We start from the raw sequence: 12,728 nt of genomic DNA, 5'->3' as shown, positions 1-12,728 counted from the left end.
CCTCTCAGAGAAATCCGGCACCAAAAAGCAGGGCGCTGGTCAGCACCCCAAGGATTGGTACAACAAGAGGTACGCGGAAATGTTCCCGAGTTGACCCAGGCCGGGACTTCAGCAATATCAGCGAGATGTTGACCAAAACAAACACTCCCAAAACGATCTGGGATGTGCGTTCCGCCAGTATGCCGATTGGCAGAGTTTGCGTCAGCAGAAGGATTATCGCAACAACCAACAGTGTTGCGACGACCGGTGTTTGGGTTACCTGCGGGACAGTCGCCAGTATTTTCGGCAGATGGTCCCGGTCGGCAAGGCCATAGATCACTCGCGACGCCATGATCATTTGGATCAGGACGCCGTTGACTGTCGCAACAACCGCGACTGCGGCGAACCCTTGTTTGATCACTTCGGGTGCGTTCGAAAAAACCAGGGTAAGCGGGGCTGCCGAAGCTGACAAGGTATCGATAGGAACAACAAGCAGAACCGTCATTGAGGTCGCCAGATACAGACCCGTCGCCAGAACGAGCGTCAAAAGGATAGCCTTTGGAATTGTGCGGATAGGGTCTTTTACCTCTTCGGCAACGTTTGCCATGTCCTCAAAGCCAACAAAGGCAAAAAATGCCAGCAGTGATGCCGCAAAAATACCACGCCAAGTGTTGAGATCGAGCCCTGGCACCATCTCACTGATCGCATAGCCTTGCGGTTCCTGCGCTGACATACCCCAACCAATCACAAACAGAAGCCCCGCGATTTCGATGATCGTGATCACTGCTGCTACATATACCGATTGTGTAATGCCCCAGAGTGCAATCAGCCCCATGACCGACACTACGCCGATCGTAAGCAATGCGGTGCCAAGTCCCGTCAGGGTGTGAAGGTATGAGGCCGCCCCAATCGCAACGGCAGAAGCTGAAATTATCCCAGACGCAGCAACGGCAAGACCGATTAGAACCGCCATCCAGCCCCTTTGAAATCCCGCTTCGACATATGCCGCCTCTCCCGCGCTTACGGGATAGCGTGTCGCGAGTTCGGCGTACGACAAAGCCGTCAGCGACACGACGAGCGCTGCAACAAGAAACGAAAACGCAGCATAAGGGCCCGCGATATCGGCGGTGGCGCCGACAAGCACGTAAATTCCCGCGCCGACGGTGACACCAAGCCCATATAATGCAAGCAACGGGGTGGTTAGCGCGCGCCGGAGTTTAGGTGTCGGTGGATCAACTGTATGCATTGACCTCACTCCTTGATGGACAATTGCCTGGGTACTGAAGCTGCGCCGCAAACAAGCACCCCGATCATATATCAGGGGCTCGTCACCACTCATGCCGAACTTCTGCTGAAACATTCATACTTTGCTATGTAATGCCTCATTTGGCATTGATCTATATCATTAGCCGCTAAGACCGTTAAACAAAGCGGAACCGACTGAAGCGACCGTCCCTTCGTGATGGTTTTTCCAGATGGTACTCAAAGGCTGAATATGAGCGAGATCAATGTAGCGTTCATTCGATATCGCGTATTTTCAACTCGAAATGCTGACTTTGGAGTAGGAACAGATGCTAGTTTGTCGCGCACTTCTTTTGTCAATATTTGCTGCAAGTGCTGCACTGGCGCAGGATATTGACCTTAAAAACGGGCACGATCTCTACAGAACCTATTGTTGGCAATGCCATGGTTTCGAGGCCACTGGAGATGGTCCAATGGCGGAGATGCTGGCAATAAGGACACCTGATCTGACGAGGCTCGCAGCCCAAAACGACGGTATTTTTCCGATTGAGGTGGTGGCGCGTCAAATTGATGGTCGCGCACCATTGCTCGCGCATGGCGGAGAAATGCCCATTTTTGGACCAGCTTTGGATTCGGATCAAAAAGTTGCGCTGACCATGCCTGACGGCCAGCCGATGATCGCAGGTGTGCCGTTGGCAAATGTGATTTATTATCTGGAGTCTATTCAAATCGAGTAGGTTGGTACAAATGCCGCCATTAGATTGAAGAGCACCACTGCCTACGTTTGGTGACACAGGTTGATCTACATTAAGGTTGTTTACTGCGAGATTTGGTAACATTCGGCATTTGGAAGATGAGGAGGAATCTCCAATGCCTGAAGAGAAGCCAAAATCAAGTTACTCCAACCCACTTGTCGATGTTTTCAAGCAGATGCAGCCGACTACCACGGCCAATCCGTTTTTAGGCGCTCAGCTTGAGCAATTCTGGGACACGCAGGAAAAATCACTTAAAGAGGCAGAGGCCTTTGCTCAACATTGGTTTGAGAGGCGTCACGAGGCTGTTCGAACCGCGCTAGAAGCTGCGCGCTCGGTGTCTGCTGCAGACCCGACTGATCCGGCGATAGCACTGCAATCCATAGCAGAGTGGCAGAAGCATTCAGCCGAACGCCTTGTGGCTGACGCTCAGGAATGGTTCGAAACAGTTGCCCGATGTGCAGCATATGCAGCGGAAACCGAAGCCGAAGCTGTGGAAAAGACAATAGATGATGTTGCAAGCACAGCAAAGAAAGCGGGTAAGTCTTCGAAATCCGAACCGGTTTAGAGTGCCGTATCACCGCGGAGGCCTGAATGATCGAAGCTGGAGCAATGGAGGGTAGCTAACATGTATAAAAACATTCTGGTACCAGTCGCACTGGACAAAGATCACGATACACAGGCCTCATTTGAAGCTGCTCGTTTGTTGGCGAATGCCGATGCGGAATTCACAGTGCTTCATGTACAGGAACCGATCCCTGCATATGTGGCATCTCAGATACCCGAGGAAGTTCTGGCAAATACGCGAAAAGAACTTCAGGAAGGCTTACATAGGAATGCTGCGGAGTTACCGGGCGCGACACCGCGGCTTATCTCGGGGAGCGCTGGCCGAGCGATCGTTGATTTTGCAGATGAATATGACATTGATTGCATAGTGCTGGCCTCACACAAGCCAGGAATCGAGAACATTTTTATTGGGTCAACTGCGAACCGGGTCGTTCACCACGCCAATTGTTCTGTCCACGTTATCCGCTGAGTCGGTTTGTGGTAAGTGCCGCACGTCGATTAAGCGTCGTGGATGAGTCGACTTTCCAGACCGGAGTTATTTTACGATCATCACACGCTGCATGACCATATGGAAATGGAAGGCGCTGATAGGCTCAATGAGCGGGTCCGACTGAATGGATTGCGAAAGTTGAATTCAGGGGAATGGCAAAGCCATGCGCAAACACTTACTATTTCGGTGTGTAGGTCCAAACGCCGATCTTTCCGCGTCTTCCTCTCAAATCTTGCACTCCGGCAGGAACCAATCTTTTGATTAAAGAGTGCCCGATCTTGTCCGTCGGATTTATTGCCTCGATCAACAAATCGCTAACCACCAAAGAGGCTTTTAGTTTCCGGGACAGCTGCTCAAGCCTGCTTGCGACGTTCACGGTATCGCCGATGACACTGTATTCAAGACGGCGTCGGTTTCCGATGTCACCTGAGATAACGGGACCGAAGTGGATGCCAATCCCAATGCGTACCGGAGGAAGCCCTTCGGCACTCCTGTCACGGTTCCAGATGCTCAATGCCTCAAGCATGTCAAAGGCGCATTGAAGTGCATTTCTGGCGTCGTTCTCACTGGGCTCTGGTGTCCCGAAGGTCGCCATCAGCCCGTCGCCCAGATATTTGTCCAGTGTGCCTCCGTTCTCGAAAACTGCCTTGCCCAACCTGTCATGATACCCGCGCAAGAAATCAACGACATCGCCAGGTGCGTCGTTCTCGCACATGGTGGTAAACCCGATGATGTCAACAAACATGACAGCGACGTCTTGTTCACGCGCCTCGCCAAAGCTGTCCTCGGCACTACTGAGACGGTCCACAACGTTTGGCGAAAAGTAGCGTGCAAGATTGGAGCGTGACCGCTCCGTACGAATTCGACTTTCTACAAGCCACCGAGAGCGACGCACCAAGGCGGCAAGGCCAGCAGTAACAAGCAAGCAAACGATGATCTCTTGAGCCCAAAATCCCAGAAAGATGAAATTCGGATCAGAGCGCGCCATCAAAAAGTCCTCCACAGTGCGTTCACTAAGATCAAGGTTGGTATAGGCGCCAGGTTGGCTCACAAACCAAACCAGCATTCCTGTGCGCGCTGTAACGATGCAAAAGCCGCACCAGAGAACCAGGCTTGGGCGAAAGCTGAATGCTGCCTGCATCAGGAAGAGATAGAAATAGGTGAACTGGCTTCCATTCATCAGGATCGCAGGTGGTAAATTGTATTCAACGAAAGGGTTTGGAGTGCTGGAGATAAAAGCCAGCAAAGCACAGTCGATGGCAACGAAGACATAGTTCATTACACTGGCATTCGCGCTATGCTTGGCTGAAAAGTACTGCAAGATTCCAAGCACCGCGAATACTGCAACCTGAGAAATATCATAGAGAAAGCTGGCACCGCGGTTTTGTGTGTCTATCGCAACCCAGATCAAAACAATACAAAGTGCTGTGGTTCGAACCTTCGCGGCCAGCAAAAGACCCTGTTGCTCTGCCTCGGCAAATCTGTCTTCGTTGCGACGCGTCAGCTGTCCTTGCGCGCGCTCTACAACTGCACGATCAGCCGTTACGGGTTTCTGAAGATGCGTCACACCGCTTCCCTCCGATATCGAACAGCATAGCGGTCGTCGTCACGGACTAGAAGCGGAGTACATCTGGCTGCGGTTTGAGAACAGGACATTCGCCGCAGTGCGATATCTGAGTAGTTTGGGCTCAATCCGTAACACTGCTGCGCCGCGACCATAGGTCCGATCAGGATTGGCGAACGGCATGTGCCGCCCGCCAACATAGTTCAGATGTCGATTTGTTCGGCGATACTCAGGGCGTCTTCAAGTTCGACGCCAAGGTATCGGACAGTGCTGTCGACCTTTGTGTGTCCAAGCAGCAATTGAACCGCTCTGAGATTTCCCGTTTTCCGGTAAATTTCTGCCGCCTTGGTCCGGCGCAGCGAATGGGTGCCGTATCCGCTCGTTTCCAGCCCAATCGCGGCCACCCAATCCCGCACAAGTCGGCCATACTGGCGGGTCGAGATATGCAGGCGGTCATGAAACCGGCTCGGAAACATGAAACGGCAGCCCATCATTTCCGGCGATTTGATCCACGCGGCAATGGTATCCCGCGTGTTTTCAGAGAGTTCAAACTGAACAGGCCGCTTGGTTTTGCTCTGGATCACGGACACGCGTTCGCGAACGCGATCATCCCTCACTAGGTCGGTGACGGCCAGTTTCACCAGATCGCATCCGCGAAGCTTGCTATCAATTGCCACGTTGAACAGCGCAAGATCGCGCAGGTTGCCCGCCAGCTCGAGGCGCGCGGATCGCCCAGACCTGTTTCGGCAACAGCGGTCGTTTCTGGCCAATGATCCGGCCCTTGTTCCAGGCTCTTCGTTTCGAGGTGACAGCGGGAAGTTGGACTCTTGGCATAGTGCGCCCTCCAATCCTCCCGCCAGGCCCAGACATCAGCACAGCGCTGACGCCTCAATTTACTTGTGATTTGAACGGCCGTTGTCCGATTGCCTGTTCGTTGAGAAACGCCGCAGACGCATTGGGCCGCTCCGAGCCCAAACCTACCGAGAAAGCGCCAGCCTGCTTACAAGTTGACACTTGTCAAGGATCGACACTTCAAATTCGCCTATTCTGACAATGGATTGTCATCGCATTACTCGGACGCTTGGAACATGAACCGGTTTGTCCAAATTGGCATAGCAATCGGTCTTGGAGTTTGGGCAATTTCCTCGACTGCCCAGCAGTCGAATCCACATCTGATCTACGAAGAAAACTGTGCGTCTTGTCACCTGCCGCATGCAGGAGATTTTGTCTCCGAAAAATTGATTGTGTCTGAAAGTGGCATTGTCGGAAAAGCTTCTGGTCGCCCCGTCATTGACTATCTGAAGGCAGGACACGGCAAGTTGTCAGACGAAGAAGTCAATGTGCTCATACAGCAGTTCGAGTTTATCCAACAATCTGGCCGCCTATTCAAAGAAAAATGCATTATTTGCCACGATAACGCCGCCGAATTTGCGCGCCAAAAGCTAATCTTGCGCGATGACGTACTTACAGGGCGGTACACAGATAGAGATGTCGCAGAGTTTTTGTTGCAGCACGGTCGGCTTGATGCATCTGAGGCACAAAAGATGCTTGAGGTCCTTATGCGCCAACTTCAAGTAAGGTAAGGAGCATCAAAATACCTCGCGATGTAGGTCGGCTCTCAGCCTTAGTTCGGGTATTAGGTTTATGAATTGATAGGCAGGTTTTTCCGCAGCCTGTAGATTGCCGCATACAATCTCGTTGCATCCCGAATGAATGGCCACTCTTTACGCCGCACAGCGGCGTTGAAAAATGATGCGGTCGCGGCGATTTTCGTGCTGCGAGCGAGCGCAGCAAAAAATCCAAATTCACACTTCGGGCTCTTCGCGGTCATAGGAGGCGCTGCAGCATCCGGCGTTCCACTCTGCTGGGCCACCTTCACGAGCGGCCCAAAGCAGACTTTCAATCGAATAAATTGAAAGTCCACTTCTTGGTTGTAGCGCATGCTTTAACTGAGGTGATGCACATCTTGAAGGCCGTAGACAGGCGTCGGGATACCCTCCAACCGGGCCTTTATTTGCAGCGACAGGAACTGTGAATAATGCCGGGACTGATGCAGGTTTCCACCATGCATCCAAAGGTTTGGAACCTGTGTCGGCTTCCACATATTGCGTTGCTCGCCTTCCCAGGGTCCCGGGTCCTTGGTTGTGTCAGAGCCCAGACCCCAGCATTTCCCAAGCCGATCTGCCATATCCTGACCCATCAGGTCTGCGACCCAGCCGTTCATCGAGTTATACCCGGTCGCATAGACCACCAGATCGGCATCCAGATGCGTGCCGTCATCAAGGATAACTCCGGTTTCATCAAGCGCAGTGACCTGACCGCGTTTCAGCTTGATCTCGCCATCAATGATCAACTGGCTGGCACCGATATCGATGTAATAGCCCGATCCGCGACGCAGGTATTTCATGAACAGCCCGCTGTCGTCGTCGCCCCAATCCAGCCAGAACCCGGCCTTTTCCAGACCATCATAGAACTCTTTGTCCTGCTCTTTCATCGCGGCATAGGCCGGAATCTGGAATTCATGCAGAATGCGATAGGGCAGCGATGCAAAGATCAGATCGGCCTTTTCGGTTGTCATGCCAGACCGCACCGCACGTTCAGAATAGAGATCGCCCAGTCCGATTTCCATGAGGGTGTCCGAGCGGACAATATGCGTCGAGGACCGCTGCACCATTGTCACATCGGCATCGTTTTCCCAAAGCGCGGCGCAGATGTCGTGGGCCGAGTTGTTGGACCCCACCACGACAACTTTCTTGCCTGCCCATCTGGCCGGCCCGTCGTGTTCCGAGGAATGTGCCTGCTCACCCTTGAAAACATCCATACCCGGAAAATCAGGCATGCGTTTCTTGCCGGACATACCCGTCGCCATGATCAGCTGCTTGGGCCGCAACACCACCTCTTCGCCATCCCGGTCCACCGTGATGGTCCATTCGCCCTTGTCTTCATCGAAGGTGGCGGATTTGGCCGTCGTGCGCGTCCAATAATTCAGCTCCATCACTTTGGTGTACATCTCAAGCCAGTCGCCGATCTTGTCCTTGGGCGAGAACACGGGCCAGTTTTCCGGGAACTTGATATAAGGCAGATGGTCATACCAGACCGGATCATGCAGGCAGAGGGATTTGTAGCGATTACGCCAACTGTCGCCAGGCAGGTCATTCCGTTCAACGATGATCGTCGGGACGCCGAGCTGTCGCAGCCGCGCACCCATGGCGATCCCACCCTGACCACCGCCGATGATGACGCAGTAGGGCTGTGTTTTGTAGCCCAGTTCAGCCTCTTCCTGGGCCCGTTCTTCCGCCCATGTGGTCCTGTGTTTGCCCGCACCATGCTTGGCCCCAAGTGGGCGGTTGAACCCTTTGGGCTCTTCATGACCTTTCAGCTCGACCATCGTCGTCAGCAAGGTCCATATTTTGCCATCCTTGAGGCGGATTAACCCATAGCCGCGTGCCACTTCGGTTTCGAACTCGATCCATGCGGTGGTTATTCCGCCGTCTTCAGTGGGCACTTCACCTTCGGCTATTTTCCAACCGCTCGGCTTGGTTGTGGCCAACTGATGCGCGAGCATATCTGCCACCTGCGCCTTGCCTTCGACCGTTTTGATATTCCAGGTAAAGCTGACCAGATCGCGCCAATAGCAATCGTCCTGAAACATATCGCAGGCGGCATCAATATCGCCTTGGGACAAAGCCGCACCGAAGTCATCCAGGAACCCCTGCACCTGATCCGAGAGTGTTGTGTCGAGCATTTCATCCTCCCTATCTCCACGGTGCAAAAGGCTGGCAAATCCGCGGCCCTTCGGGCAAGTCGATTTGGCGGCTCAACGCTTGACCTAGGCCAAAAACACCAAGACTTGTTGCGCGCGCAACAAGGGCGTAACACGAAGGCATGTGCGTTTATGCAGGTGGAATAAGCCCGGCCTTTCGCACACGGCGCAGGATTGTCGACCGGTTCACGCCAAGGCGTCGCGCCACTTGAGACATGTTCCAATCGCAAGCACGCAGCAGTGCTTCCAAATCATCTGAGTCCAGCTTTTGCGCAGGGGCGAGCGCCGGGGCTGGCAAATCCGTCAAGTCGATGATGTTGTCCTGACACAGGGCGACCGCGCTGTGCAGCAGATGTTCCAGTTCACGAATATTGCCGCTCCATAGTCGTGATTTCAGATCGGCGCGCGCGACTGTCGACAGGTGAATATCATGGCTTGCAAACCGTCGAAGCAGGCGATCAATCAGCCAATCCAGATCCGCCCGGTGGCGCAAAGGCGGCAGAGAAAATGTGGCCCCCGCAATCCGGTGCAGCAAATCTTCACGCAGACCGCCCTGCAATCCCGCCGGGGGCTGCCGACATGAGGCAATGATCCTCAGATCAGCCCGCCGCTCAAGCACTGCTAAAAGAGAGGCCTGTGCAGGCTCGCTCAGGTCTTCAACACCGCGCAGGAACAGCGTGCCGGGGTCGATGGTTTGGCAGAAATCGAATGTCTCGGTATCGCAGCAGATCACTGTGTGGAAATCCTGTCTCGCAGGATCGGCCATGTGGATCGCACGCGCCAGTTTGGTCTTGCCCGTGCCGCTTTCACCGGTCAGCAAAAGCGGCAGGCTGGTCGGTGCAAGACGCGCAGCATTGTTCAAAAGCTGCTGAAGGTCCGCATCCGGCCCCGCAAAACTGCCAAGTGCTCCGGGCAGAACCTGTTCTCGCGTGCGCAGGGCCGCCGTCATCTGCGACGTCTGTGGCGCAACGGCATGACCATAGAGCGCGCGCCCGTCCTTGAGGTGCAGAACGCGGTCTTCGGACGGTCTGCCGCGCATGAACTCCGGCATGTCATCAACACTGATTTCAAGCCAGTCCTGCAATTGCGACCCGATCAGGTGGCCCGAACCGTCCGGGTCCAGTGCGCGTCGGGCCCCCGAGGTCATACCGATGATCTTGCCGCTGCCGTCCACGGCAACCGCTGCTTCGGGATCGACCTCAAGAAACTCGGGGCTGGCTGAAAAGCGCAGGACCCAATCGCGCCTAGTCGATGCCATCAGGTTTGCCATCTCGACGCGACGGGCGGAATTCGTCACCAATGTCATGGCCAGATTCTGCGACGCCTTAGGCGAAGGTCCACGCAACAATGAAACATCCAGAACAGCCGCAAGACCACCTTTGGTATCGAAAATAGGCGCTGCCGTACAAGACAGCGGCGTATGCGTGATCGAAAAATGATCCCCCTGATGGATCGTCACCGGCTGACCTGTAACGATGCACGACCCTACCCCGTTCGTTCCTGCCAACTCTTCCGTCCACTTGAATCCCAGATGAAGACCGGCAGTTCTGAGTTCGTCCTCAAAGTTCCGGTCGCCAAAGAAATCGACGCAGACGCCATCTGCATCCGCAAGCAGTAGGACGTAGTTCTGCCCTGCAACCTGCGCAAACAACGATTGCAGCCCCGAGCGCGCTGTTGCGATCAGACGTTCGGATTGCTCCAGATGTTCACGGAATTTGGTGTCAGGCAGGATATGCGCGGGTTCCTGCCGTGAGGGATCCATACCATAGGTTTCAACACAGCGCTGCCAGCTGTCCGCGACAAGCCGGTCTCTCCCTGTATCGAACCCGCTTAAGACACGGTCAATCTCTTTTGTGTGCTGGCGATCCAACAGCTTCCCGCCCTACAAATCCTCTCTAAAATTAGCATGAGGATGGCTTCGCGCCTATGTTCAAATTTCGTCGGGCAAACGTTTGGCGCTTTGCCTCGTCAAGCTGACCTTCGTTGAACGCGCAGCATTGGGCCCTTTCGGGCTCTCTCGGCACCTTCGCCGCGTGATCCGCGAACGGCTGCTTGCACGAACGTATGATCCTGCACCCTACCGGAGTAGACCCCCGCCTCGGGGTGGCCCTATTTGATTTAGCCGACGGCAGGGCTGATCTTGCGGTTTTCTATTTCTTCAAACCATTCCGGGTTTTCGGCAACTCAGATCATTGATCGCCCAACCTATTCGCTGCAGCCTTGATCTTCTTGTCCGTGTTGTACTGGCTAAGCGAGTACACAGCCCATATTGCGGCCGGAATCCAGCCAATGAGCGTTAGCTGCAAAAGCAGGCAGAAAAAGCCCTGAAATGGGCGCCTGATCGTGAAAAACACCACAAACGGGAGCAAAATCGCGAGTATCAATCTCATCTGAAATAACCTTCTGATAGTTAGACCGCTATGTTCTCACGAACATGGTTAAGCGCAGATTTACCGAAACAGCACGCCCGTCAAGCGGAGGCGCTACTTTCAGGCCGTTTGGCTCTCATTTTCTCCATCGCCATATCTTTCGCTGACCGGCTTTTCCGCTTTGCGACCGTGCGCTGTGCATCAAATGCCGCCTGAAGTTCCTGGTCTTTTTCAGAAATTTCTCTCTCCGGGGCAGGGGCCGGTTTCACTTCAGCCAACGCCTTTGCTGTGTCCCTGGCTTGCTCTGCGGCAAGATCGAGGTGTGTGCCTTTGATCTTCGGACTATCGCCGCCCAAAAACTGCATGAAATACGGATCTTCGAAGTATCGGATCTTGTTCGCTATCACCGGCATCTTGCCTTCGCGGATCAGTACAACCTCATTTTCAGGCAATCGGCCAACGTGTTCGGGCCGAAGCAGGCGAATGCCTTCCTCGCGTTCCGATATGCTGCCCATTTCCATTTTACCAAGCGCCCGAGACTTCGACTTGCTCATGACGGTTTTGTCACCGATGGACCTGGACACGTGTTCGCGCACCTCTGAATCCTCAGAGGCCGCAAACATCTGGGTTCCAGCGTTTGCCAGCATCGCCCGCACGCCTTCATGCCCATAGATGTCCTGCAGGCGGGACAGCGTTTGAGAAATCACGATGATCCGGCCACCGAATGATCGCATGGTGTCATACGCTTCAACGACGCGCTCAAGATGACCCAGGCGCTGAAACTCATCGAGCAGCATCAAAACCTTGAATGGCTCATCTGGGCCCGGCTCAACGGTTTCGATTGTGTTCACCAGATCGAGGAAGAACAGGCGAATGAGTGTCCGGAACTCTTTGACCTTTTTCCCCGGCACAGAAAAGTAGATCGAGGTGGGGCGCCGACGCAGATCTTCAAAGTTGATGTCATTGCCCTGCGTGGCTCTTGCCACAGACGGGTTGCGCCAGAGCTGAAGGCCGGAGTTGTTCATAACCGAAATTGTTGACCGGAGGATTTTGGATTCTTCGGCTGCTAGATTCAGGAACTCATCTGCTGCCCGGGCATAGCCTACTTCTTCGGCCATCTTTTCATAATCCTTTTGCTTGGTCGTTTTGACCAGGCGCAGGATCTCGGAAATGTACGGACGGTTCCGCTTGATTGCCAACATCGCCATTGCGCAGAACATGCCTTCAACGCCGCCCAAAAAGCCCTGAGCGGATGAGCTGGGCGTGTCGAACATCTGCGTTGCGACCTGAATCACTTCTTCCCAGCGTCGATCCAGATTGTCTGCCCGAGCTGCGCGCCTCAGCGGGTTATAGCTATGGCTTTTTTCCGGGTTTTCGGGGTCGAACACAAAGACCTCATCACCCATTGCCGCCCGCCGTGCGCCGGTTGTCTGGAAGATCTCGCCCTTGATGTCCAGAACAACGCAGGAGCCGTTGAACCGCAGAATATTGGGGATCACAAAGCCACTGGTCTTACCCGAGCCAGACGGCGCAATGAACATCGCATGTGGCTTCTGAACACTCGGACCGGGCTTATAGTAGATGGCGTTCTTCTCTTTTGGTGAACCGAACTTGGCAAAAACGATTTCACTATCCAGTTGGTCTTTGAGCTTCAGCATCGAAGCATAGCCCTCCTGGACGAGCTGAGGGGCCTTTGCAAAACTCGCATCACCGTATTTGTCGAGGGGCCACGCAGCGCAGCTGCCACGAATGCAAAGGTCAAAACACCCACCGCGACCACCGCCACCAGACCCATGATCTGCTGCGTCTCTGCAGGCTGTGCCATGAACTTCTTTGGGATTGCCCAGATGTCCAGTCCGCGAAAGCCTCTGGTGTTGATGTATTCGAGAGCCAGACCGACCACCAACACCGCGCAAGCCGAGGTAGCGATAAAGCCCATTGTACCGGCTATCGCGACCTTCTTGCTTTTGGGAAGATCCTGAAATTCAGCCATGTCGTAAGT

At 54.2% G+C, this 12,728-nt stretch carries 12 protein-coding genes and 1 pseudogene; 4 read left to right on the top strand and 9 right to left on the bottom strand.

All coding sequences use genetic code 11. The annotated features are described in order from the left end of the window. Positions 1-4: 4 nt before the first annotated feature. Positions 5-1,225: an APC family permease gene (locus ACXAC3_RS19095; RefSeq protein WP_475163793.1), complete on the bottom strand. Its 1,221-nt coding sequence runs from the start codon at positions 1,223-1,225 to the stop codon at positions 5-7. 469 nt (positions 1,226-1,694) lie between these two features. On the opposite strand from ACXAC3_RS19095, the gene ACXAC3_RS19090 reads away from it, so the two are divergent. The 3 genes from ACXAC3_RS19090 (at position 1,695) to ACXAC3_RS19080 (ending at position 3,009) form a co-directional block, all read left to right on the top strand. Beyond that, positions 1,695-1,958, top strand: coding sequence for a hypothetical protein (locus tag ACXAC3_RS19090; RefSeq protein WP_475163791.1), 264 nt, complete (start codon positions 1,695-1,697; stop codon positions 1,956-1,958). 133 nt (positions 1,959-2,091) lie between these two features. Then, the gene (locus tag ACXAC3_RS19085) at positions 2,092-2,541 is read left to right on the top strand and encodes a phasin family protein (protein WP_475163790.1); all 450 of its coding nucleotides are present in this window, start codon (positions 2,092-2,094) and stop codon (positions 2,539-2,541) included. Between the two features lie 60 nt (positions 2,542-2,601). After that, positions 2,602-3,009: a universal stress protein gene (locus ACXAC3_RS19080; protein ID WP_475163788.1), complete on the top strand. Its 408-nt coding sequence runs from the start codon at positions 2,602-2,604 to the stop codon at positions 3,007-3,009. A 199-nt stretch (positions 3,010-3,208) separates the two neighbouring features. Here ACXAC3_RS19080 and ACXAC3_RS19075 read toward each other — a convergent pair whose 3' ends face one another. Both ACXAC3_RS19075 and ACXAC3_RS19070 read right to left on the bottom strand, forming a co-directional pair. Beyond that, the gene (locus ACXAC3_RS19075; protein ID WP_475163786.1) at positions 3,209-4,597 is read right to left on the bottom strand and encodes an adenylate/guanylate cyclase domain-containing protein; all 1,389 of its coding nucleotides are present in this window, start codon (positions 4,595-4,597) and stop codon (positions 3,209-3,211) included. 200 nt (positions 4,598-4,797) lie between these two features. Continuing rightward, a pseudogene (locus tag ACXAC3_RS19070) lies at positions 4,798-5,428 on the bottom strand (tyrosine-type recombinase/integrase). Positions 5,429-5,682: 254 nt separating this feature from the next. Between ACXAC3_RS19070 and ACXAC3_RS19065 the strand changes: the two are divergent. Beyond that, positions 5,683-6,177 (top strand): hypothetical protein, encoded by a 495-nt coding sequence (locus ACXAC3_RS19065; RefSeq protein ID WP_475163784.1) that lies wholly within the window; start codon positions 5,683-5,685, stop codon positions 6,175-6,177. 59 nt (positions 6,178-6,236) lie between these two features. Here the strand turns inward: ACXAC3_RS19065 and ACXAC3_RS19060 are convergent, their stop codons facing one another. The 6 genes from ACXAC3_RS19060 to ACXAC3_RS19035 all read right to left on the bottom strand — a co-directional run bounded on the left by ACXAC3_RS19060 (position 6,237) and on the right by ACXAC3_RS19035 (position 12,719). Beyond that, positions 6,237-6,536 (bottom strand): hypothetical protein, encoded by a 300-nt coding sequence (locus tag ACXAC3_RS19060; protein ID WP_475163782.1) that lies wholly within the window; start codon positions 6,534-6,536, stop codon positions 6,237-6,239. A 3-nt stretch (positions 6,537-6,539) separates the two neighbouring features. After that, on the bottom strand, positions 6,540-8,339 hold the full coding sequence (locus ACXAC3_RS19055; protein ID WP_475163779.1) for an NAD(P)-binding domain-containing protein: 1,800 nt from the start codon (positions 8,337-8,339) through the stop codon (positions 6,540-6,542). 148 nt (positions 8,340-8,487) lie between these two features. Further along, positions 8,488-10,119: a sigma-54-dependent Fis family transcriptional regulator gene (locus ACXAC3_RS19050; protein ID WP_475163777.1), complete on the bottom strand. Its 1,632-nt coding sequence runs from the start codon at positions 10,117-10,119 to the stop codon at positions 8,488-8,490. Positions 10,120-10,546: 427 nt separating this feature from the next. Beyond that, positions 10,547-10,747 (bottom strand): YqaE/Pmp3 family membrane protein, encoded by a 201-nt coding sequence (locus tag ACXAC3_RS19045; RefSeq protein WP_475163775.1) that lies wholly within the window; start codon positions 10,745-10,747, stop codon positions 10,547-10,549. 80 nt (positions 10,748-10,827) lie between these two features. After that, positions 10,828-12,384, bottom strand: a complete 1,557-nt coding sequence (locus tag ACXAC3_RS19040) for a type IV secretory system conjugative DNA transfer family protein (protein ID WP_475163773.1) — start codon at positions 12,382-12,384, stop codon at positions 10,828-10,830. Then, complete coding sequence (locus ACXAC3_RS19035; RefSeq protein ID WP_475163772.1) at positions 12,378-12,719, bottom strand: hypothetical protein; 342 nt, start codon at positions 12,717-12,719, stop codon at positions 12,378-12,380. Before ACXAC3_RS19035 ends, ACXAC3_RS19040 begins: the two co-directional genes overlap by 7 nt. Positions 12,720-12,728: the final 9 nt, after the last annotated feature.

It is taken from the genome of Ruegeria sp. ABV4_181 (assembly GCF_056158465.1).
This window is presented reverse-complemented; position numbering and strand designations above follow the sequence as displayed.